The 22184-nt window shown below is 36.1% G+C and carries 27 protein-coding genes and 1 pseudogene; 19 read left to right on the plus strand and 9 right to left on the minus strand.

Going from position 1 to position 22184, the window contains the following annotated elements; all coding sequences use genetic code 11:
- The first annotated feature begins 33 nt into the window (after window positions 1-33).
- The 3 genes from BM260_RS01080 (at window position 34) to BM260_RS01090 (ending at window position 1802) form a co-directional block, all read left to right on the plus strand.
- Window positions 34-744 carry a cytochrome c biogenesis CcdA family protein gene (locus BM260_RS01080; RefSeq protein ID WP_093534160.1) on the plus strand — a complete coding sequence of 237 codons (711 nt, stop codon included), beginning with the start codon at window positions 34-36 and terminating at the stop codon, window positions 742-744.
- A 16-nt stretch (window positions 745-760) separates the two neighbouring features.
- Window positions 761-1126, plus strand: a complete 366-nt coding sequence (locus BM260_RS01085) for a response regulator (protein ID WP_093534162.1) — start codon at window positions 761-763, stop codon at window positions 1124-1126.
- 175 nt (window positions 1127-1301) lie between these two features.
- Complete coding sequence (locus BM260_RS01090; RefSeq protein ID WP_093534164.1) at window positions 1302-1802, plus strand: CcdC family protein; 501 nt, start codon at window positions 1302-1304, stop codon at window positions 1800-1802.
- 86 nt (window positions 1803-1888) lie between these two features.
- Here BM260_RS01090 and BM260_RS18150 read toward each other — a convergent pair.
- Both BM260_RS18150 and BM260_RS01095 read right to left on the minus strand, forming a co-directional pair.
- Window positions 1889-2347: pseudogene (locus BM260_RS18150) on the minus strand (cupin domain-containing protein); the annotation flags it as partial.
- A gap of 203 nt (window positions 2348-2550) precedes the next feature.
- Complete coding sequence (locus BM260_RS01095) at window positions 2551-3015, minus strand: DUF2621 family protein (protein ID WP_093534166.1); 465 nt, start codon at window positions 3013-3015, stop codon at window positions 2551-2553.
- A 115-nt stretch (window positions 3016-3130) separates the two neighbouring features.
- Here BM260_RS01095 and BM260_RS01100 point away from each other — a divergent pair, with 115 nt between their 5' ends.
- The 4 genes from BM260_RS01100 (at window position 3131) to BM260_RS01115 (ending at window position 4466) form a co-directional block, all read left to right on the plus strand.
- On the plus strand, window positions 3131-3346 hold the full coding sequence (locus tag BM260_RS01100; protein WP_093534168.1) for a DUF1659 domain-containing protein: 216 nt from the start codon (window positions 3131-3133) through the stop codon (window positions 3344-3346).
- Window positions 3347-3370: 24 nt separating this feature from the next.
- Window positions 3371-3583 (plus strand): DUF2922 domain-containing protein, encoded by a 213-nt coding sequence (locus tag BM260_RS01105; RefSeq protein WP_093534170.1) that lies wholly within the window; start codon window positions 3371-3373, stop codon window positions 3581-3583.
- A gap of 65 nt (window positions 3584-3648) precedes the next feature.
- The gene (locus tag BM260_RS01110; protein WP_093535645.1) at window positions 3649-3771 is read left to right on the plus strand and encodes a YvrJ family protein; all 123 of its coding nucleotides are present in this window, start codon (window positions 3649-3651) and stop codon (window positions 3769-3771) included.
- Between the two features lie 104 nt (window positions 3772-3875).
- Complete coding sequence (locus BM260_RS01115; RefSeq protein ID WP_093534172.1) at window positions 3876-4466, plus strand: SCO family protein; 591 nt, start codon at window positions 3876-3878, stop codon at window positions 4464-4466.
- Window positions 4467-4502: 36 nt separating this feature from the next.
- On the opposite strand, the gene mscL is transcribed toward BM260_RS01115, so the two are convergent.
- Window positions 4503-4880: a large conductance mechanosensitive channel protein MscL gene (gene mscL / locus BM260_RS01120; RefSeq protein ID WP_093534174.1), complete on the minus strand. Its 378-nt coding sequence runs from the start codon at window positions 4878-4880 to the stop codon at window positions 4503-4505.
- A 228-nt stretch (window positions 4881-5108) separates the two neighbouring features.
- On the opposite strand from mscL, the gene BM260_RS01125 reads away from it, so the two are divergent.
- The gene (locus BM260_RS01125) at window positions 5109-5777 is read left to right on the plus strand and encodes a lytic transglycosylase domain-containing protein (RefSeq protein ID WP_093534176.1); all 669 of its coding nucleotides are present in this window, start codon (window positions 5109-5111) and stop codon (window positions 5775-5777) included.
- A gap of 40 nt (window positions 5778-5817) precedes the next feature.
- Here BM260_RS01125 and BM260_RS01130 read toward each other — a convergent pair whose 3' ends face one another.
- Window positions 5818-6069: a GlsB/YeaQ/YmgE family stress response membrane protein gene (locus tag BM260_RS01130; protein WP_093534178.1), complete on the minus strand. Its 252-nt coding sequence runs from the start codon at window positions 6067-6069 to the stop codon at window positions 5818-5820.
- Between the two features lie 497 nt (window positions 6070-6566).
- On the minus strand, window positions 6567-7685 hold the full coding sequence (gene yfkAB / locus BM260_RS01135) for a radical SAM/CxCxxxxC motif protein YfkAB (RefSeq protein WP_407691693.1): 1119 nt from the start codon (window positions 7683-7685) through the stop codon (window positions 6567-6569).
- Window positions 7686-7814: 129 nt separating this feature from the next.
- Between yfkAB and BM260_RS01140 the strand changes: the two genes are divergently transcribed.
- From BM260_RS01140 to BM260_RS01165, 6 genes are all read left to right on the plus strand, one after another.
- A complete protein-coding gene (locus BM260_RS01140) occupies window positions 7815-8312 on the plus strand; it encodes a DinB family protein (protein ID WP_093534180.1) in 498 nt (165 codons plus the stop codon).
- Between the two features lie 121 nt (window positions 8313-8433).
- Window positions 8434-11142 (plus strand): aconitate hydratase AcnA, encoded by a 2709-nt coding sequence (gene acnA, locus BM260_RS01145; RefSeq protein ID WP_093534182.1) that lies wholly within the window; start codon window positions 8434-8436, stop codon window positions 11140-11142.
- A gap of 170 nt (window positions 11143-11312) precedes the next feature.
- Window positions 11313-11921 carry a hypothetical protein gene (locus tag BM260_RS01150; protein WP_093534184.1) on the plus strand — a complete coding sequence of 203 codons (609 nt, stop codon included), beginning with the start codon at window positions 11313-11315 and terminating at the stop codon, window positions 11919-11921.
- A gap of 77 nt (window positions 11922-11998) precedes the next feature.
- Window positions 11999-12424 carry an acyl-CoA thioesterase gene (locus BM260_RS01155; RefSeq protein ID WP_093534186.1) on the plus strand — a complete coding sequence of 142 codons (426 nt, stop codon included), beginning with the start codon at window positions 11999-12001 and terminating at the stop codon, window positions 12422-12424.
- A complete protein-coding gene (locus tag BM260_RS01160) occupies window positions 12424-12729 on the plus strand; it encodes a hypothetical protein (protein WP_093534188.1) in 306 nt (101 codons plus the stop codon). The genes BM260_RS01155 and BM260_RS01160 overlap by 1 nt, the downstream gene beginning before the upstream one ends.
- 95 nt (window positions 12730-12824) lie before the next feature.
- Window positions 12825-13271, plus strand: coding sequence for a hypothetical protein (locus BM260_RS01165; protein WP_093534190.1), 447 nt, complete (start codon window positions 12825-12827; stop codon window positions 13269-13271).
- A 5-nt stretch (window positions 13272-13276) separates the two neighbouring features.
- Here the strand turns inward: BM260_RS01165 and BM260_RS01170 are convergent, their stop codons facing one another.
- The 3 genes from BM260_RS01170 to plsY all read right to left on the minus strand — a co-directional run bounded on the left by BM260_RS01170 (window position 13277) and on the right by plsY (window position 14624).
- Entirely contained in the window at window positions 13277-13588 is a 312-nt protein-coding gene (locus BM260_RS01170; RefSeq protein WP_093534192.1) for a hypothetical protein, read from the minus strand.
- A 112-nt stretch (window positions 13589-13700) separates the two neighbouring features.
- Entirely contained in the window at window positions 13701-13994 is a 294-nt protein-coding gene (locus BM260_RS01175; RefSeq protein WP_093534194.1) for a HesB/YadR/YfhF family protein, read from the minus strand.
- A gap of 24 nt (window positions 13995-14018) precedes the next feature.
- Complete coding sequence (gene plsY / locus BM260_RS01180) at window positions 14019-14624, minus strand: glycerol-3-phosphate 1-O-acyltransferase PlsY (RefSeq protein ID WP_093534196.1); 606 nt, start codon at window positions 14622-14624, stop codon at window positions 14019-14021.
- A 451-nt stretch (window positions 14625-15075) separates the two neighbouring features.
- Here plsY and parE point away from each other — a divergent pair, with 451 nt between their 5' ends.
- The gene (gene parE, locus BM260_RS01185; RefSeq protein ID WP_093534198.1) at window positions 15076-17046 is read left to right on the plus strand and encodes a DNA topoisomerase IV subunit B; all 1971 of its coding nucleotides are present in this window, start codon (window positions 15076-15078) and stop codon (window positions 17044-17046) included.
- A complete protein-coding gene (gene parC, locus BM260_RS01190) occupies window positions 17043-19469 on the plus strand; it encodes a DNA topoisomerase IV subunit A (protein ID WP_093534200.1) in 2427 nt (808 codons plus the stop codon). Before parE ends, parC begins: the two co-directional genes overlap by 4 nt.
- Window positions 19470-19492: 23 nt before the next feature.
- Here the strand turns inward: parC and BM260_RS01195 are convergent, their stop codons facing one another.
- Window positions 19493-19708 (minus strand): hypothetical protein, encoded by a 216-nt coding sequence (locus BM260_RS01195; protein WP_093534202.1) that lies wholly within the window; start codon window positions 19706-19708, stop codon window positions 19493-19495.
- A gap of 142 nt (window positions 19709-19850) precedes the next feature.
- Between BM260_RS01195 and BM260_RS01200 the strand changes: the two genes are divergently transcribed.
- The 3 genes from BM260_RS01200 to BM260_RS01210 all read left to right on the plus strand — a co-directional run bounded on the left by BM260_RS01200 (window position 19851) and on the right by BM260_RS01210 (window position 22096).
- Window positions 19851-20402, plus strand: coding sequence for a copper resistance CopC family protein (locus BM260_RS01200; RefSeq protein WP_093534204.1), 552 nt, complete (start codon window positions 19851-19853; stop codon window positions 20400-20402).
- Complete coding sequence (locus BM260_RS01205; protein WP_093534206.1) at window positions 20399-21505, plus strand: copper resistance D family protein; 1107 nt, start codon at window positions 20399-20401, stop codon at window positions 21503-21505. Before BM260_RS01200 ends, BM260_RS01205 begins: the two co-directional genes overlap by 4 nt.
- Before the next feature lie 81 nt (window positions 21506-21586).
- Window positions 21587-22096, plus strand: coding sequence for a GNAT family N-acetyltransferase (locus BM260_RS01210; RefSeq protein ID WP_093534208.1), 510 nt, complete (start codon window positions 21587-21589; stop codon window positions 22094-22096).
- The last annotated feature ends 88 nt before the right edge of the window (window positions 22097-22184 follow it).

The raw sequence follows: 22184 nt of genomic DNA on the forward strand, positions 1-22184 counted from the left end.
GATAGGTACAGTAAATCGGAAAGGTTGACTGCCGTGAGTACAGACGTAAACCTTCTATTGGCATTTGGTGCAGGGTTTTTAAGCTTCATATCTCCTTGTACGCTACCATTGTATCCTGCATTTTTATCATACATTACAGGAATGTCATTAGAAGAAATAAAAACAGATAAAAAATTAATGCAAAAAAGAGGAATGCTTCATACGTTATTCTTCTTATTAGGTTTTTCTATCATCTTTGTTGCGATAGGGTTCGCAACATCTCTGGTAGGTACATTTTTCATCCAATATGATGATTTACTTCGTCAAATTGGAGCAATATTCATTGTTATCTTCGGATTAATCATTGTAGGCGTATTTAAGCCAGAGTTTTTAATGAAAGAAAAAAAAGTTCATTTTAAAAATCGTCCGGCTGGTTATATAGGTACTATTTTAATCGGAATGGCATTTGCTGCAGGATGGACACCATGTACTGGCCCCATATTAGCTGCCGTTATCGTAATGGCAGGATCCAATCCTGATGCTGGTATGTGGTATATGCTTGCTTATGTATTTGGGTTCGCAATTCCATTTTTCGTATTGTCATTCTTTGTAACGCGACTTAACTGGATACGTAAAAATAGTAATTTAATCGTTAAAGTTGGCGGTTATATTATGATTGCACTTGGATTGATTTTATTTTTTGATGGATTAACGTATATTATTCGTATATTAAGTCCAATTTTCGGAGACTTCACTGGATTTTAACAGGAGGAATTATGCAATGCCAACAGTATTAGTAGTAGATGATGCGGTATTTATGCGCACAACGATTAAGAGAATGCTAGAAAATCATCAGTTTGAGGTTGTTGGCGAAGCAGCTAATGGAGAGGAAGCTGTAAATCTGTATAAGCAGCTTCTGCCAGATGTCGTAACGATGGATGTCACAATGCCTGGTATGAATGGTATAGAAGCTGTAAAAGAAATTATTGCGGAATTTCCTGCAGCCAAAATAGTAATGGTAACCGCGTTAGGACAACAAAAACTAATCGTTGATGCTTTGGAACTTGGAGCAAAAGACTTCATTACGAAACCTTTCGATCCAGATCGAATTGTGAATGTGTTACATAATGTTACTTCGGATATATAGTAACATCATGCCGGTTTAACAGGCTGTAATACCCCGACAAAAAGAAAACACATATCGAGAGTCAGGGGAGAACTGCCTGGGTAAACCCTTATGTTCTACACATCCGTCCTTGTAAAGTGAAGTACCCCTGATGGGTGAATCACTTTAAACAACTAAAAGATATGGGGAATTACAAATGTTAGATAAAATATCTCCAAATATGATGCTTATTGCTTCCACCGTAGTAGCCATTGGCATGGGAATTCTTGTTACAACAGTTCGTGCAAAATCTGCTAAACAACCAGCAAGCGTGAAAAAGATATTATTACCGCCAATGTTCATGTCCACTGGTGCATTGATGTTCGTGTTTCCTTATTTCCGTGTTAACTTAATGGAATTTTTGGAAGCAATTGCGGCAGGATTACTTTTCTCCATTTTTCTAATTTGGACATCGAAATTTGAAAGAAGAGACGGAGAAATATATTTAAAACAATCCAAAGCATTTATATTCATTTTGTTTGGTTTGTTGATCGTACGCATCATTAGTAAAGTATTATTAAGCTCAACTATTGAAATTGGTGCTCTTAGTGGTATGTTTTGGATATTAGCTTTTGGTATGATTGTTCCATGGAGACTTGCCATGTACCTGCAATTTAAAAAAATACAAAATCAAACCGAAAAAGTGAGCACCCTGTAATTTAGGAATGCTCGCTTTTTTGAGTATATAGAATATAAAGCTAGTTTCCCCTCTATATCAAAGAAGGATTCGATGTTAAGAACTACTTAATCATCTTTATACTCATAGCCTGGAAACCTTACTACTTCCCACTTTCGTTTTCGAAGAGAGTTCATAACCTCTTCCCCTATGTTTAAATTACTTTCCATGATGTTTTTAGGAGTTAATGCCATCCACTGTGTCAGAGAAATATCTTTGTAGATTGGCGCTTTAAAAACCTCTAATTATCAATAAGGTGTATCTCCTGTATTTTGAATATAATGGACGAAACAGAAGGGCATGTATCCAACGCTTCCTTCTCTTACATCGAATGTCCTAGCAGTACCATCCGCTGCATAACCTCTCATACGTCCCTGACCGGTTAAAAACTATTGGTACTCATCATTATTTGGGTACCAATGCATTTCCCTTATAGCTCCTGGCAAAATTTCTACAAGTGCTGCTGAAATCAATTCAGACACAGGAAAATTCCTTGAATCTACAACACGTACTGAATCTCCAGGAGAAGGTGGGGAAATAGCGCTCAAAGAAATGGTCCTAAACCTATTGTTAATAAAAAGAAACTATCTTGAACAATACTGTTCAAAATAGTTTCTTTTCTTGTGCTCTAACTTTACTAGGTTATTACTACCTTAATTGGGAGCGTATTCTTCTCTACTAATTTAATGATATGAGTAATGTCTATACATTAAGAACACTTACAGGTTTGTTATCTCTTAATTGATTGTGTAGGCTTTTCTGCAGACAATTCAAAGTACTTGTTATAAGGAGTTACATCAATATCCATCTCGGCAAGCTTTTTACGTAGAAATTTATGATCTCTCTTTGGAGTTGCAATGATATATCCGCGTATTAATAACTCTTGCGTAATGGATTTAGCTTTTTCTTCTAAAGCCAACTGTCCTATTTTCCCTGCTATTTTTTGTTTCGCAACAGGTCTGAATAGATCTGGAACTGGTGTAACTAATTCGTTGAGCAGATGCTTTTGCTCATCATTCCAAAGATGGATTGTTTGATCTACATAATATTCTTCCCAATCCAAATCTGATTTCCCGTCTTGCTTAGGCAGTGACTTACCAAACTTGCGGAACATAAAGAAGCCGCCAATTCCCATAAGTACCACTAATAGGACAACCCAAAAAAGAATAAACCATAAAAACCAACCTTCTAGCAAACTATTCACCTCATTCTCTAATACTCAGTATAAGTTGTTCCGTAAAATATTTCATCCTCCATGTATCCTTTCTGTTAAAAAAGTTCTATCTACTAATTGAAAGGAGGGGATAGACATGGCAAACCTAGAGTATAAACATGCAGTATTAAGACTCATTTTTGAAGGAGGAATAACTGAAGAAGGTAAGATGATTTTAAAGTCAAAAACCTATCGTAATGTTCGAGCAAATGTAACAGCAGACCAACTGGATACTGTTGCATTAACACTTAGTTCCTTTTCCGAAAGACCATACATCGGAGCTGAGAAAGTAGAAACTATGCAGGTAATCTAATAATGAGAGAGGAGACTGGAGAAAATGAGTAAAACACTACAACTACAGTTCGAAACAGCGCGCGGAAAAAATGTTACATTAACAGTAGATGAACCGAGAAGTAATCTAACAGAAGCAGAAATGCAAACAGGTATGGAAACAATTATTTCAAGTAATGCTTTTCAATCGGATGGTTCTCCTTTGGCGGTTATTAAAAGTGCCAAGATTGTGGACCGAACAGTAACCGAAATTATTTAACTTTTGAAGACTCTCCAGAAATGGAGAGTCTTTTTAAAAGAATAAAATGGATGGGTGTGAATAATATGGAGCAGTGGCTAAGTGTAATTCAAGATGTTGGCTTTCCCATCTTTGTATCATTTTATTTGATGCATAGAGTGGAAACAAAACTAGAGGAGATTAAAAACGTCCTGTTATCGTTAAATTAGTGCATTTATTCACAGAAATGTTGGAATAAATAAGACAATGTAGTTGAAGGTATAAAATTGTTTCGTTAAGATGAGGGTATGAAGAGAAAAGCGAGGTCTCAGGAATGAAGAAGTTATTTATATTATTATGTATTTCGGCAATTGTTCTTGTTGGCTGCGGTAGCAGCGGCAATTTTGAAGCACAGACTAACTGGGAAGTTTCCGAGTTCGATTATGATAATCAGCGTGGGGAAACTGTTTCTTTAGAGGATTTAAAAGGCACAGTCTGGTTATCCACATTTATTTTCACAGATTGTGAAACTGTATGTCCTCCAATGACATACAATATGAGCGATATTCAAGCGATGTTGAGTGAAAAGGGTATTGAGGATTACAAAATTGTAGCATTTAGTGTGGACCCAGAAGTGGATACACCCGAAAAGCTCCAAGAATATATCGCAAATTATGATGTAATAGATGAAAGTAAATGGGAACTTTTAACTGGCTATACGCAAGAGCATATTAGTGGCTTTGCAGCAGATTCTTTTAAGACCTTAGTTCGAGATGATCCGAATACAAACCAAGTTATTCATGGAACTTCTTTCTATTTAGTCGACCAAAACGGGATAGTCGTAAAAAATTATAGTGGTAATACAGATGTGCCAAAAGAAGAAATTGTCATTGATGTGGAAACATTAATTGAAGATGGAAAATAAAAATCAGCCTTTCCAAATGGAGAGGCTGATTTTTATTTAGGCATTATTTTGCTTTTTTAACAAATCTCTAATCTCTTCCAACAATACCTCTTTCGAGTCAACGGGAGGAGCTTCTTCTGTAATAGCTACAGCATCTTCTTTACGTTTAAATTTAGATATTAATCGAATAAACATGAAAATAGCAAAAGCAATTACTATAAAATCAAAAACGGATTGTATGAAATTCCCGTATAAAATTTCTTTATAATGTAAAGAAGAAAACTTACCACTAGGAAGTAATAAACCAATAGTAGGCATAATTATATGTTCTACTAATGATGTTACGATCTTACCAAATGCTGCTCCAATAACAACAGCAATTGCTAAATCTAGTACATTTCCTTTAAAAGCAAACTCTTTGAAGTCTTTCCACATATTTTTCACCTCCGTATTGTCATACTACAAAAGAATCTCTTATTTGTATATATCGACAAACTTCGCATTTTTACTATTGTTTGTAGGGATATTGTGCTATTGTTATAATCTATATAATAATCAGTTAGTTGGGAATACTGGATGAATGTGCTCTTTAAGTAATGTTGATTTCAAAATGGTTAGTAGTAGTCTTTTACAGCAATATAAGTAGAATAGGTGAATAAATAGATGAAGAAACAAAAAGGAATATCTTATAAAACAAAGGGTTGGATGATCGTATTACTTCTGCCTATTACGATAACTATCTATATACTAGCAATTATAGGATGGCAACAATTGGTGAAAATACCTGTCGTACAAGAATGGGCGGAAATTATTAATAGTAGCACTGCAAAATTGGATGTGCCTACCGAATATATTGAGTTGTATAAAAAAGCAGAAGACAATTATGGGGTGCCATGGACTTTATTAGCCGCTCATCATCGGATTGAAACTAGATTTTCTACAATGGATCCGTTACTTTCTCCAGCCGGCGCTGAAGGGCATTTGCAATTTATGCCATGTACGTTTGTTGGTTGGTCACACCCAAGTTGTGGGGGACTAGGCAAGGGGGATATCCCGGAAAAAGATAAAATCAGTCCAGCGATTATCGAACAATACGGTGGGTACGGGGTAGATGCTAATAACGATGGGAAAGCAGATCCATATGATCTAGAGGATGCTATATTTAGTGCTGCCAATTATCTCGCAGCAAGTGGGGCGGCGGATGGGGAAATAGAAAAAGCCGTTTTCAACTATAATCACAGTGAGAAATATGTGGAAGACGTTCTTCACTTTTATCATTTGTACGAGAGTCAGGTAAAAAATCTCCAAGCAGCAGCATATTCTTCGCAGTAAAAAAGGAAGCACTCAATTGAGTACTTCCTTTTTTGGATTATTACGCTTTACGCATAGCTTTTAAAATAAAGCTTAAGATCAGTACTAAAATAATTGCACCGATTAATGCTGGAATAATTGCCATATCCCAGATAACTGGACCCATGTCAGGGAATATTAATCCACCGATCCATGCACCAATGATACCTGCGATGATGTTACCAATAATTCCTCCTGGAATATCTTTACCTAAAATAAGTCCTGCTAACCAACCGATGATACCACCGATTATTAAGTATAAAATGAATCCCATCTTTTCCATCTCCTTATGAATGTATTATTGCTTCACACTCTTTATATATCCATCCTACACAACTAATAAACCTAAGTTTATTATTTTTATTTATAATACTGCATCTGGATGTTAGAAGTACCTTAAAAGTCAGTGATATCAAGATATCCAGATGAATGTAACGCTGTTACAAATTCAACATTTTTACAAATTAAGTCCTTTAAAAAAGTAATTTAAATTTTCAAAATGTTTTGCGTTCTCCAGCGTTTTGCATTATAATGTAAAAAAGGAGTGGAGATCATGGATATTCGATTAAACAAAAGATTAAACAAGCAAGGGGTAGTCATTGCAATTCTCCATACAATCATAATTTTAAACTTAACAATTGACTTTTTCTTCATCCATTAAACTTATGTAAAGGGCAGTTTGCAGCTGCCCTTTACAATGTACTCTATAGTAGTTTGAACTAAATTTATCAAAAAATGCCTTGCATGTTGAAAAACATGCAAGGCATTTTCTTATTTAACAGATCCACTCATAAACTGTTCATCTTTATAATACATATTCTTCACTAAAATATTTGGCCCTAAGCATTTTACAGCTGGACAATGGCAATTAAGTGATTTAGAAAGAGGCGAAGCAAGCCATTTCTCAAAAATATCAGGAAGCGTATCCGTTTGAATATTCCCTAAAGCTGGTGCGTCTCCAAAATCAGTGACAATCACCTCGCCAGTAAATATGCTTACATTCAACCGTGAACGACCATCAGGATCATTTCTAGTGGAAACATTTTTTGAATGACGCAGTCTCTCTAAAAGCTGAATACTTTTATCATTTTGGCTACATGGATAAAATGGTAAGGTTCCAAATAACATCCACACATTGTCATCACGGAAATCTAAAATCTGTTCGATTGCTTCATGCGTTTCTTCTAAAGTTAAGGTAGTTAACGCACTGGCGAAGTCGGATGGGTACATAGGATGTATTTCGTGCCGTGCACATTTCATCTCTTCTACTACTTGTTTATGTATATGCTCTAGATAGGGAAGAGTTTTTTTGTTCAACATCGTTTCTGCTGAAACCATCACTCCCGCTTCTGAAAGCATACGACTATTGTCAATCATTCGTTGAAAAAGTTTAGCTCGCTGTTCATAGGAAGGTTTTCTCTCCATCATGGCAAATCCCGTTTCGACAAATTCATCTACGGTTCCCCAGTTATGAGAAATATGTAATACATCTAAGAAAGGCGCAATCATTAAGTAACGTTCAGGCTCCAGCGTAAGATTTGAATTCATCTGCGTTCGAACGCCTCTACTATGAGCATACTTTAATAGAGGAAGGACATAATTATTAATGGACTTTTTAGACAGCATAGGTTCTCCACCAGTGATGCTTATCGTTTTTAAGTGGGGGATTTCTTCTAAACGTTGGAGGATTCGTTCTATTGGAATTGCTTCGGGATCTTTCGTTTGTAATGTATATCCTACTGCGCAATGGGCACAGCGCATATTACATAAAGTAGTTGTAGTAAATTCAATATTACTTAAAGTTAGCTTTCCAAACTGCTCCATGTCTCGATATGCTTCCCATGGATCATTCATTGGATTCATTGTTTTCTTGGTTTTCATTTCAATCATTATTTAAACTTCCTTTCAATAGTGTATTGTCGCATATTTTAAGGAAAAAGAAAATAACGGACGATTGTTGCTTGTTTGTCACTTATAATGGGTATAAAGAAAGTACAACGCAGGGAGTGGAGGAATTATATGTTTATAGAAAAAATTAATGAAATTAGAAAGAACTTATTCAAACAAATCGATTCACTAACAAACGAGCAATTTAACGAAAAACCGGATAAAGACTCATGGTCTCCTAAAGAAATCGTCGATCATTTAGTGAAAATGGAAAAAACCATCATTACAGGCATACAACAAGAGCTTGCAAACCCTATAAGTCCTAAAGCAAAGAAAAAACCAATAAAGCTATCTACATTAAGAATAGTTAAAGTAAAGGCTCCATCCTATACAGTTCCGTCTAGTGACTATAAAAGGACAGAAGAAATGAAATCGCAGCTACATCAAGTGAGAATGGAACTACTAGCTCTCTATAAATCGAACAATTCTACTGTATTAGAAGAAAAATCATTAAAACACCCTATTTTTGGACAAGTTCCACTCATACAGTGGTTTGAATTTACCGGTTTACATGAAAAAAGACATGCAAAGCAATTAGAAAAGACTATTGAAAAAATAAAAGGTCATTAATAATAGTTATGACTTATAATAATTTTAATCTAATTTACTTATCAAGTATATTCTTGTATGATTAGTAGTGGAGAAAAGTCACTTAACAAACACTTTTCAATAGATCTTAGGAGGAATACAAATGGCAAAAAGTAATTTACACAATAGCCGTACTTCGTTTTCTCTAAATGGTAAAGAGTATAACTACTATCGTTTAGCAGCACTAGAAGAAGCTGGCATCGCAAAAGTTTCACGCCTTCCTTATTCAATCAAAGTATTATTAGAATCTGTTTTACGTCAATATGATGGCTATGTTATTAAAGAAGATCATGTAAACCAATTAGCAAAATGGGGTAAAGATGCTAATACAGAAGCAGAAGTACCTTTTAAACCTTCACGCGTTGTACTTCAAGATTTCACAGGAGTACCAGTAGTTGTAGATTTAGCATCACTTCGTTCAGCGATGAATGAAATGGGTGGAAATCCAGACAAAATCAACCCTGCTATTCCAGTAGATCTTGTAATCGATCACTCGGTACAAGTTGATAAATACGGTACTGCATCAGCTTTACAAGCTAATATGGATCTTGAATTTGAGCGTAATGCAGAGCGTTACAACTTCTTGAAATGGGCTCAAACTTCATATGATAATTTCCGTGCTGTACCTCCAGCAACTGGTATCGTTCACCAAGTTAACTTAGAGTACTTAGCACCAATCGTACATGTTAACGAAGGTACTGATGGCACTTTGGAAACCTTCCCAGATTCAGTAGTAGGTACTGACTCCCATACAACAATGATCAATGGTCTTGGAGTACTTGGATGGGGTGTAGGTGGTATTGAAGCGGAAGCAGGAATGCTTGGTCAACCTTCATACTTCCCAATTCCCGAAGTAATCGGCGTTAAATTAGTTGGAGACCTTCCAAACGGAACTACTGCAACTGACTTAGCACTTAAAGTGACGCAAGTATTACGTCAAAAAGGTGTTGTAGGTAAATTTGTTGAGTTCTTTGGACCAGGTGTATCTAAATTACCTTTAGCTGACCGTGCAACAATTGCGAACATGGCTCCTGAATATGGTGCTACATGTGGTTACTTTGCAATTGATGAAGAATCTATCAACTATTTACGTTTAACGGGACGTGATGAAGAGCATATTGCTGTAGTAGAAGCTTACTTAAAAGCAAATGATATGTTCTTTGACCCAACTCTAGAACCTGTTTATACTGACGTTGTAGAGATCGATCTTGGAGATATCGTAGCAAACCTTTCTGGACCAAAACGTCCACAAGATTTAATTCCACTTACAGATATGAAAGTTCGTTACCGTGAATCAGTTGTTGCTCCACAAGGTACACAAGGTTTCGGTCTATCTGAAAAAGAATTTGACAAAACAGCTACTGCTAAATTTGCAGAAGGTGATGTAGAAATTCCAACAGGGGCTGTAGCAATTGCTGCAATCACTTCTTGTACAAATACATCTAACCCATATGTAATGTTAGCTGCTGGTTTAGTTGCTAAAAAAGCAGTAGAAAAAGGACTTACAGTTCCAGCTTACGTTAAAACTTCTCTAGCTCCAGGATCTAAAGTAGTAACTGGTTATTTAGAGGATTCTGGTCTAAACGTGTTCCTTGACAAAATCGGATTCAATACAGTTGGATACGGTTGTACAACTTGTATCGGTAACTCAGGACCATTATTACCTGAAATTGAAAAAGCAATTATTGACGAAGATCTTTTCGTAACGTCTGTTCTTTCTGGTAACCGTAACTTTGAAGGTCGTGTACATCCACTTGTGAAAGCAAACTATTTAGCTTCACCACCATTGGTAGTTGCTTATGCACTTGCTGGAACTGTAGATATCGATCTAGAAAAAGATTCATTCGGTACGGACAAAGATGGCAACGAAGTATTCTTTGCTGATATCTGGCCGTCAACAGAAGAAGTAAATGAAGTACTTTCAACGGTTGTTACTCGTGAATTATTCCAAAAAGAATATGCACGTGTATTTGATGAGAACGAAGCTTGGAATGCTATTGAAACGTCAACTGAATCTTTATATTCATTTAATGACAAGTCAACATACATTCAAAACCCACCATTCTTCCAAGGGTTATCTAAAGAGCCTGGTGCTATCCAATCACTAGATAAAATGCGCGTAGTAGCTAAATTTGGGGATTCGATTACAACAGACCATATTTCACCAGCTGGTGCAATTGGTAAAGATACTCCAGCAGGTAAATACTTGCGCGAAAATGGGGTTGAAATACGCGACTTTAACTCATACGGTTCACGTCGTGGTAACCATGAAGTAATGATGCGTGGTACATTTGCAAACATACGTATTCGTAACCAAGTAGCTCCAGGTACAGAAGGTGGATATACAACTTACTGGCCAACAGGCGAAATTATGCCTATCTATGATGCAGCTATGAAGTATCAAGAAACGAATACTGGTTTAGTAGTTCTTGGTGGAAAAGATTACGGTATGGGATCTTCTCGTGACTGGGCTGCTAAAGGAACAAACCTATTAGGCATTAAAGCTGTTATTACAGAAAGCTTTGAGCGTATTCACCGTTCTAACCTAGTTATGATGGGTGTATTACCACTTAACTTCTTACCAGGAGAAAACGTTGAGTCATTAGGCTTAACTGGTAAAGAAGAAATCAGTATTAATATTGCAGAAGGTGTTAAACCTCGTGATATTTTACAAGTTACAGCTAAAGCTGAAGACGGAACTGAAAAAGTATTCAACGTACTTGCTCGTTTCGATTCAGAAGTAGAAGTAGACTACTACCGTCATGGTGGTATCCTACAAATGGTATTACGTAACAAAATGTTAGAAGCATAAGAATTACCTTAAAAGAGACTATTCCTTCTTAGGATATAGTCTCTTTTTCTTTTTATAGGGAATTCTTCATCTCACATCTAACGCAATACCTTACAACCGATTGTGCTTTTACACATTAAACAAGGTAAGAAATTTAGTTTATACTTAAAGAACTGAAGGAGGGGTTATGAATGTTTGGTAATTTGTTTAAAAAGAAAGATCCAATTGAGAAGTTTTGGCAGTACTTTATCGATCATGAGAAAAAACTTTATAATTTAAGGGAGGACGACATAGAGAAAATATACGGAGATTTATATAGATTAATAAATAAAGTAAACAATCAACTAACTTTTTCTACCCCTGTCGCATTGATCAATGGGAAAAGAGAATTTACTATTAAAGCTTCATCTATTGGAAAAAACTTTCCTGATGTAATTCGGCTAGTAGATGCTGCTCCCACAATGGAAAAGTTTACAATCATCGCATTTGAGCAACGAAATGATGGGGAAGATGGAACAACAGTAAATGATATTATGCTCACTCGTGATGATGTCTTTTTCAACTATACATATGATCAGGAATATACAGCGTTCTATTTAAAGTTATATATTAAAGGGTTTGAGGAAGAAAATGATGATTATTACCAAGTAACTTTTGATTTGCTTGAGTTAGTCATAGGGGAATATGTGCTTGGTACAGAAATTACAGAAATCGAATTTAATAAGTTTTATATAGCAGATAACCTCTTGCCAATTAATGATTTAGCTAAAATATTAGATACAATTAAATTAGGAAAGTAATGATTTTTATCTACAAAGTAGTGCGTAACAGTATTTTTATCAGCTATTTAGTATAATTACCACTGAGGTGACTTTAAATGTTTTTAAGTGAAAAAGAAATTGAAGTACGATATGCTGAAACCGATCAAATGGGTGTAGTATATCATGCGAATTATGTTATTTGGTTAGAAATAGGAAGAACCCAACTAATCAAAGACTTAGGATTCTCCTATGCGGGACTAGAGCAAGATGGATACCTTTCGCCGGTAACAAATGTGAATGTAAACTATAAAACTCCTGTGAAGTACGGGGAGACTGTAGTGATTAGAACCTGGATTGAAAAACATAGTAAGCTACGAACAACCTATGGTTATGAAATTATACATGAAGACGGTACAGTTGCTTCAAACGCAACATCTGAGCATGTAATAGTGAAGAAAGACAACTTCCGACCCGTATCTCTGAAACGAGTTCATGCGGCATGGGATGCAAAATATGTAGAAATAGCCAAGGAGAATGCTTAATGGCATTTGGTATTAAACGTCATGAGTTAAATGAATGGAAACGAGATGTCCTGGAGGGGAATATAGCTTTCTTAACGCATTATTGGATTGATGAACGATTTCCTGGTTGTAACACGGTCACCAAAGTCGGCTGCAGTGATGTGCCCAGGCTAATTGAATGGGGTAAGAAATACGGCTTAAAGGCCGAATGGATCGACTATAAAGAAGCTTTTCCTCACTTTGATTTATTTGGTAAACACGAGATGGATATCATGGTAAAAGAGGGATTGTTGGAGCAGTTAGAGAGATTTAATAGGAATTCGTAAAAACAGCTAGAGATTATTGAAATCTCTAGCTGTTTTTATTTGTAATTCAGTTATAATTAAATGAAAAGTCTGGATATTAGGGGGAGGAGTAATAAATGGTTTACAAGTTAGTAACAGCAAAAAGCCCAATATTCCTGGTTTTAGCCTATGGAATGTTCTTTTTTTTCTTAAGTATTGGTGAATCTGGAGTATCTATATTCTGGTCTATTTTTCTCCTGCTTTTTGGTGTTATTAGCTTCTTTATAAAGACTGAATTCATTATTAACCAAGATAACTTGAATTATCAGACCATGATTTTTCGTTTTACAGTTTTTCAAAGGAATTTGTCTCCAACCGATATAAATAAAGTTGTCTTTAAACGCTATGGGTGGGCGACTAAAGGAGCAACACTTAAACTGCATAAAGGATTTAATATAAGGATTGTACAGTTTACCCCCAATAATGTAACAGCCCAATTAGAAAAGTTTGCTATTAACAACAATATCTCTATTACCAAGTCAAAGGACTATTTGTTGCTAGAAAGAAGAGAAAAATATAGATAATTGGATTACTCTAAATAAGTAAATCCGTTTTTAGTTTGAGTCGATTTAGCAATTGTGGAATTGGCTAGCTTATCCTCATCCAAGGTGGAAGTGGAGTTATCTATTATAGGATCACCATATGCAGAAGTATCATCTTTTTTGGTGTCCGGATTAATCCTTCCGCTGCTAACATTTTGAGTACTCTTTGCAATAGGAGAAGTGGCTTTAGTATGCTGATCATTTAGAGAAGGATGCGTATCATTGATAGGGTCCCCATAAGCAGTAAAGGTAGAAGGATCTTTTTTGTCTGACTTAGCGCTTTTATTTTGGTCTGTCATTTATATCAACTCCCTAAGTAGTCTTTAAATATCAACCTTATCATCTCCGATAGAATGCAGATTATACAAAATACTAAATAATTCTCCAAAAAAAAAGCGCATCCTAAGTGGATTACGCTTTTTTGTATACATAGGATAATTCATCCCTAGTAGAATCTAGCTCTACGTACAAATCATGTCCATCAAAATACCATTCATCCGTTTCTTCTATAAAAAATAAGATATCCTCTTTTTTATAGGTTACAGCAGGCTCGAATGGCGTGTCCTTCGTAACTCCTAAAGAAAAGCCTTCATGAATAGGACTTGATCCTCCGTAACGTGCAAAAAAGCGAATATTATCGCCTTTTACAGCTTCCATTTCCATGTGAAACCAATGCATTGCATCGGAAGAAATAAGTATTTTCATACGTACCACCATACTTTCATCAGATTAGATCCAAGACACTTTTGGTTCGGTACCAGCTTTAATGCGTTTAATATTTGTACGGTGACGATAAAATATGAATGTTGCCAACAATAGGACAATTACTACAAGTGGCCAGTCCTTATCTACCGTAAAGTAATAAATGACACTGTACACTACAGCAATTATCGCTAAAATCATGGAAGTGAGAGATACCATTTTTGTCATTTTTAAAATGATAAAAAATCCTATTACTAATATGACAAAGATTGGCCAATTATACCCTAGCAATAGCCCACCAGAAGTTGCTACTGCTTTTCCACCTTTAAATCCTGCAAAGATCGGGAACATATGACCTACTACTGCTATAACCCCTAGGATTAACGGATGAACATTTACCGTTTCAAATATAGCCAAAGAACCTAGCAGAGTTGCTGCAGTCCCTTTTAGAATATCCAAAATCGTAACAACTAAGCCCGCTTTTTTTCCCAGTGTTCTAAATGTGTTTGTACCGCCTAAATTTCCACTACCATGCTCTCGTATATCGATATTATAGAATAGCTTTCCAACCCATAGTCCAGAGGGAAGTGAACCTATTAGATAAGCGAGTAAGAGTAAAAGAATTATGATCATAGTATACTCCTTTGTTATGAATCTAAAATTATATTTATCTTTTTTAAGTGTACCATGTATATTTATAAGTATTCAATGCTCTTGAGAGAAAGGTTTTTCAAATATTTTATTTAGTCGTGATACAATTGAGAAGATAAAAGAACTAAACTTACATAAAATCCGTTTTACTAGTATTATTAGGTTATAATCAATGGAAGTTTCACTTTGTCAAAAGAGGAGCAAATGGAGTAGCCGATGTGCTAACTCCAGTTTTTTATTCTCCATTTCTTTAAGTCAAGAAGGAATACAGTAACAATATCTAGAATGCTTTAAAAGGGAGTTTGCAATCTAATACATCTTTCCTTACAATTAAATTCTGGCATTAACTACTGAAAAAATTGACATAATGAGTATCCATTTGTAGGCTAAAGGAAGAGTAAAGAACAGATGTTTTGTTTTGGAGGGAAAGTATTTGAGTAAAGTTGGAGCAGTAAATAGTTATAGTGATGATGATATTCAGGTCTTAGAAGGCTTAGAAGCCGTTCGTAAAAGACCGGGTATGTATATTGGTTCAACAGATGCAAGAGGTTTGCATCATTTAGTATATGAAATCGTAGATAATGCAGTAGATGAAAGCCTTGCCGGTTTTGGTAATCATATCCTCGTGACTATTCATGCGGATCAAAGTATTACTGTCCGTGATTTTGGTCGGGGGATGCCTACTGGTACACATAAAACAGGAATACCAACTGCCGAAGTTATTTTTACTGTTTTACATGCTGGTGGTAAATTTGGACAAGGTGGTTATAAAACAAGTGGTGGTCTTCATGGTGTAGGTGCATCTGTTGTAAATGCGCTATCTAGCTATGTGGATGTGGAAATTCATCGCGACGGTAAAAAATTCCACCAGAGATTTGAAGATGGCGGAAAAGTTGTTCAATCGTTAAAACAAATTGGAACAACAAAAGAAACCGGGACTTCTGTTCGTTTTTTACCGGATGAATCTATCTTCTCCGTAGTTAAATACAATTACGAAACTTTATGTGAGAGATTGAGAGAATCTGCCTTTCTGTTGAAAGGATTAAAAATTGAATTAAAAGATGAGCGGACAGAAGCACACGACATATTCTTCTATGAAACAGGTATAGAAGCATTCGTTTCTTATCTTAATGAGGAAAAAGACGTCTTGCACCCTGTGTTTTACATGGAAGGCATACAAGATGAAATTGAAGTTGAATTTGCTTTTCAGTTTAACGACGGATATTCGGAAACGATTCTGTCTTTCGTAAATAACGTTCGTACACGTGATGGTGGTACGCATGAAACCGGAGCTAAAGCCGCTTTAACACGTGTCTTTAACGAATATGCTCGTAAAACCAATCTTTTAAAAGAAAAAGCCAAAAACTTAGAAGGCTCCGATATTAGAGAAGGTATATCTGCCATTATTTCTATTCGAATTCCAGAGAATATATTACAATTCGAAGGACAAACGAAAGGAAAACTGGGTACAAGCGAGGCTAGAAGCGCTGTAGATTCGGTTATTTCTGAGAAATTGCAATATACTTTAGAAGAAAACTCAGAGTTAGCTTCTTCTCTAATAAGAAAAGCACTTCGTGCGCAGCAAGCTCGTGAAGCCGCGAGAAAAGCTCGTGAAGATGCTCGTAACGGGAAAAAACGTAAACCATCTGAATTGTTATCTGGGAAGCTAACTCCAGCTCAATCGAGAAATGCTGCGAGAAATGAACTATATTTAGTCGAAGGAGATTCAGCAGGAGGATCTGCTAAACAAGGTAGAGATCGCACGTTCCAAGCAATCCTTCCACTACGTGGTAAAGTTATAAATACAGAAAAAGCAAACCTCGCGGATATTATGAAAAATGTTGAAATTGCAACGATTATACATGCTATTGGTGGTGGGGTAGGAGCAGAATTCCAAATAGCGGATATTGCATACGACAAAATCGTTATCATGACGGATGCTGATACGGACGGTGCACATATTCAAGTACTATTATTAACATTCTTCTATCGCTATATGAAACCTTTAATTGAAAATGGTAATATATATATCGCTTTACCTCCGCTTTATAAAATTTATAAAGGTGTAGGAAAAAAAGAAGTTTCTGAATATGCATGGACAGAAAAGGAATTAGAAGCTGCTTCCGGACGAATTGGAAAAGGGTACATACTCCAACGCTATAAAGGTCTTGGGGAAATGAATGCTGACCAATTATGGGATACTACTATGAATCCTGAAACTAGAACACTTATTAGAGTGACTATAGAAGATGGTGCACGTGCAGAAAGACATGTGACCACACTTATGGGAGACAAAGTAGAACCACGTCGTAAATGGATAGAAGCCAACGTAAACTTCGGCTTAGAAGAGGACTCAAATATATTAGAAAACGACAGATTACACACGGAGGATGACTTAGCATGACACAAACCGAACGTTATCAAAATTTGCCATTAGAAGAGGTGATCGGTGATAGGTTTGGTCGTTATAGCAAATACATCATCCAAGATCGTGCACTACCTGATGCTAGAGATGGTCTTAAACCAGTTCAACGCCGTATCCTATTTGCCATGTTCCAAGAAGGCAATACAAACGATAAACCATTCCGAAAATCAGCTAAAACTGTTGGTAATGTAATTGGTAACTATCATCCGCATGGTGATAGTTCCGTTTATGAGGCAATGGTGCGTATGAGTCAAGATTGGAAGCTGCGCCATATGACCGTTGAAATGCATGGTAACAACGGTTCGGTGGACGGAGATCCGCCAGCTGCAATGCGTTATACAGAAGCTCGACTTTCTGCTATTTCCCATGAACTTCTACGCGATATCAATAAAAACACAGTAGACTATATTCCAAACTTTGATGATTCAGATTCAGAGCCAGTAGTATTACCAGCTAGATTTCCAAATTTAATCGTCAATGGATCTACAGGTATTTCAGCAGGCTATGCCACTGATATCCCACCTCATGCACTCCATGAAGCACTAGATGCCGTACTGATGAGAATGGAAAATCCAGCTGCCACTGTGGACGAGTTAATGACCGTTATCAAAGGTCCTGACTTCCCGACTGGTGGGATTATTCAAGGTGTAGAAGGTATAAAAAAAGCGTATGAAACCGGAAAAGGAAAAATTATCATTCGTTCCAAGACGGAAATTGAAACGATAAAAGGTGGAAAGCAACAAATTGTCATTACCGAGATTCCTTTTGAAGTGAACAAAGCAAATCTAGTCAAGAAAATTGATGAACAAAGACATGATCGACGTCTTGAAGGAATTGCAGAAGTTCGAGACGAATCTGACCGTACAGGTCTACGTATTGTCATTGAAATGAAAAAAGAAGTAGATGCTCATGGTATTCTACAATATTTATTAAAAAACACGGATCTACAAGTGGCTTATAATTTTAATATGATTGCTATTCATAATCGTAGACCGACGATGATGACTCTTCCATTACTTTTAGATTCGTACATTGGCCATCAGAAAGAAGTTGTCACTCGAAGAACGATTTTTGATTTGAAAAAAGCACAAGATCGATTACATATAGTAGCCGGCCTTATGAAAGCTCTCTCTATTCTTGATGAAGTGATCAAAGCAATCAGAGCTTCAAAAGATAAAAGGGATGCGAAAAACAATTTAATTTCTTTGTTTGAATTTTCCGAAGCACAAGCAGAAGCAATTGTTTCGTTGCAACTATATCGTTTAACTAATACAGATATTACGGAGCTTCAAAATGAAGAAGAAACACTCAATAAATTAGTAAAAGAGTTAGAGAATATTTTGGCAAAGGAAACTGCACTATTAAAAGTGATTAAAAAAGAACTTTTAGCAGTGAGAAAACAATTTGCAGAGCCCCGCAAATCAGTATTAGAAGATGAGATTGAAGAGATTAAGGTAACGTTAGATGTTCTTATTCCTAGTGAGGAAGTATATGTAACTGTAACGAAGGACGGCTATATTAAACGGACAAGTACACGTTCCTACACAGCCTCCAATGGACAGGATTTTGCGATTAAGGATTCGGATTATTTACTGTATAAAGCACCTATCAATATGCAAAATCATCTACTAATATTTACTTCTAAAGGGAACTATATTTACCAACCAGTACATGAATTGCCGGATATACGTTGGAAAGATCTAGGTCAGCATATTTCGAGTATTGTACCACTGGATTCACAGGAAAGAATTATCAAAGTAATGGGAATCGAATCATTCGACCTGGATTTGAGCGTTTTAACAGCCACGAAAGATGGACAAATTAAACGTTCATTACTTTCCGATTATGTTGTACAACGATACGCAAGACCGATCAAGACGATCAACTTAAAGAAAAATGATGAACTAATCATGGCAGAACTCGTTGCTCCTTCTGACGATGTGTTAATCACGACGTATGCTAGTTATTCTGTTCGCTTCTCTCTAGACGAAGTGCCCATCACTGGTGTGAAAACTGGTGGAGTTAAAGCGATTAATCTAAAAGACGAAGATTATGTTGTTAGTGTCAACCCGATTTCTACACAAAACAAAGAAGATATCTTGTTAATCACCACTAGAGGTGCTATTAAAAAGATGGCTTTAAATGAAATCGAAGCTGGTGTAAGAGCTAAGCGAGGTATACTTACGTTAAGAGAGTTAAAAACGAATCCTCATCGTGTATTCGATGTACTATTAGTGGAAAAAAATGACCAACTGATTATAGAAACAGAAAAAGGTCAGGAAACGATACTAGTAAATGCATACCGACCATCCGATAGATATTCAAATGGTTCGTTTGTAATTGATACAGAAAAAGATGGCGATTTAGTTCGCGTTTGGAAGCAACCAAAAGAAGATAACTAAAGCTTAAGCGTTAATTTTTCAAACTAAAAATAGTCATAATAAAAAGCATTTCCATTAGGTGTTATACCTTCTGTGAAATGCTTTTTATATTTTGTATATTGTTGCTGTAATTTTTCTTTTTTTGATTTAGTCATTCGCACATGGGTACTAAAGTTAACCTCATTTCTAGCTAATGATACATCTTTGCCTAAATTACGTATTAGGTGGTCTCTTTTACGTCTTGCAGTGGATTTTGCCATTAAAATCTCTCCTATATATTATATTTGACCCATATAGAATATCTCAAAATTACGAAAAATACAAACTTCACACATTCTTCATGGCTTTATGGTATAAGTATAGTGGCATTAATATTTATGCACAAAATTTTGGAGGCTTATTATGAAAAAAATATTATGGATGACAATTGCTTGTGTACTTTTGTTTAGTAATAACGCGCTAGCACACACTGGCTTAGAAAGCTCCACTCCGGCACAAGGGAGTACTGTTACAGAAAAGTTAAATGACATTACACTTTCATTTTTAACAAAAATTGAAGAAACTAGCTCCTTTACACTAACTAATTCCTCTGATGAAGAAATAGAAGTAGAAGACATTACTGTAAATGACCATTTACTAACTGGGAATGTTACGGAAAGCTTGGCTAACGGAGCTTACCAAATCAATTGGAAAATAATTGGAGCAGATGGTCACCCGATAGAGGGGGTTATTGATTTTGTTTTAGATGCTCCTGAAGAGGTTGAAGCAGTTGAACCAACAACTGAACCCCTTGATGAAGTAGAACCAGTAGAATCTAATACGGAAGAAATAGATACGACAGTGGAAACAGAACAAGAAGAGAAAAGCTCTATTTCAACAGTAGGAATTATTATCGTCTTAGTCATTATCGTTGCACTAGCTGCTTGGTGGATGACTCGGAGAAATAAAAAATGATGTTTGTTTTAACCACTATAAGCGAGGCACTTCTATATGTGTGCTTCGCTATATTAATGGGGAGCTATATTCTTGCTTTATTCCCAGATGATTTAATACCTACTATTGTTGTTTCTAGAAAAGTAAAACTATTTGCTGTACTAGGTATAGCGATCTTTTCTTTTGTCCCGCTTATTAGCTTAGTCATCTACTTATCCGAAGACTATGGATTATTTCAATCTTTACAGTCCATTTTATTGACCTTCGAGGTAGGGAAATCTTGGTTATTCATGTTCGTTATAACGGTGTTTTTAGGAGTGTATATCCAATTCTTTCACGAAAAGAAAGCACCATATTATTCAATTATAGGGATTATACTCGTTTTTCTACTTATCTTGGGTGTAAGTTGGTCAAGTCATGCAAACTCTATTGAAAGCTTAAAAGGATTCATCACGCATTTCCTTCACTTTGCCTCTGTTGTCATTTGGGTAGGGATATTGCTTATAGTAGCTTGGTTCTCCAAAAATACGAAGAACTGGCTTTCCTTTTTAAAGTGGTTTCATATCATGGCGTTGTACTGTTTTGGTATTATAATAATAACTGGTTTATCGTTGATGAGCTTCTCTACACCATTAGAGGCATATCCTGATACTTGGATGGTTTCCTATGGTCAAAGCCTACTGATTAAGCATCTATTTATTATTCCACTAATTGCGTATGCTTGTATAAATGGAATTCTCATGAAAAAACGATTACTAAAAAAGGAGAATTTCGATCCTCGTCCTTGGGCAAGAGTAGAATTCTTCATACTTCTCCTAATTTTTGCAGCAACGGGGGCTATGAGTCAACAATCACCACCACATAATATGTACGAAACAATAAGTAATGAAGGTTTTTCTTCGTTATTTATACTCTTTCATGATGAAGTTGTATTTTCGGACATAGCTGTTCAATTGGTATTTAGTATAGACGGAGTACTCCTACTATGTATAGCGGTCCTTTTTCTTGTAATGAGCCTATTCTCATTCGTTAAAAAGATGCCGGCCATATTTTCCTTTATCATGAGTCTATTCGTCGTCATAGCGGCTTATTTGGGCTTATTACTAAGTATTCAAATTGTATAATCGGGTTCTTTTAAAAGCATTTCCAACGGTGTATAATCCATCTTGGAAGTGCTTTTATTTATAGGAGAATGGGGAATACAGATGAACCAAGATATAGTGATAACTGAAATGTCCTTCGCTGATTGGAATTCGGTCAGAGAGATATTTATAGAAGGGATTAGAACTGCGAATGCCACCTTTAGAACAGAAGCACCATCATGGGACGAATGGAATGATGATCACCTAACGAATTGCCGATTTGTTGCCAAACAGAATGGTGCAGTAGTGGGGTGGGTAGCATTTACCTCTATTTCTACGATGCGTGCATTTTCAGGAGTTGTAGAAGTAAGTATATATATTGCTTCAACTGCAGCTGGAATAGGGGTTGGTAGTAAATTGCTTCAACATATAATTGACTCTAGTGAGCAACAGCAAATTTGGACAATCCAAGCCATGATCTTCCCTGAAAATATTGCTAGCCTTAATTTACATAAAAAGTTTGGTTTTGAAGAAGTAGGTACGAGAAAACAAATTGGAAGATTAAATGGAATCTGGCGCGATGTCGTATTACTTGAGCGTAGAAGTAATATGGTCGGTGTCGGTGTTAAATAGCAGCTTAGAATTGCATACGAAAAAAGGGCCATCCCCCTTGAAAGGAACTGGTCTATTCTTCCACTTAGAAGTGATTGCATCTAAGTGG

The organism is Psychrobacillus psychrotolerans, from assembly GCF_900115805.1.
Taxonomy (GTDB): Bacteria; Bacillota; Bacilli; order Bacillales_A; family Planococcaceae; genus Psychrobacillus; species Psychrobacillus psychrotolerans.